This is a genomic window from Pseudoalteromonas sp. GW168-MNA-CIBAN-0100, assembly GCF_040309225.1.
GTDB lineage: Bacteria > Pseudomonadota > Gammaproteobacteria > Enterobacterales > Alteromonadaceae > Pseudoalteromonas > Pseudoalteromonas arctica.
The window spans coordinates 1-245 of sequence record NZ_JBEOOL010000941.1; the positions used below are offsets into that span (position 1 = coordinate 1).

Sequence of the window (245 nt, forward strand, 5' to 3'; positions counted from 1 at the left end):
GGTAAAAATCGTGATAGGAAATTGGCGAGTGTTATACGGGGTGACCTTGAGCAAACAGTTGAAAATATAAATGGTTTAAATTTCGCTAGGAACTACACATCAGGCTGCCTTTCATTCGCAGAAAAAGACATAACTCCTGAAAATAAAAACACGATCATGAATTCATTCGAGAGCACTATTTTTGCTGGGTTAGACCGCGATCAATATGACATAACGTGGATTCAGCATATGGATAAAGGCCGATT

Annotated in this window: 1 protein-coding gene; it reads left to right on the forward strand. The window is 38.8% G+C overall.

Going from position 1 to position 245, the window contains the following annotated elements:
• Nucleotides 1-245 (forward strand): hypothetical protein (locus AAEY62_RS24110; protein ID WP_502935568.1); only part of this gene is annotated, 245 nt, incomplete at both ends.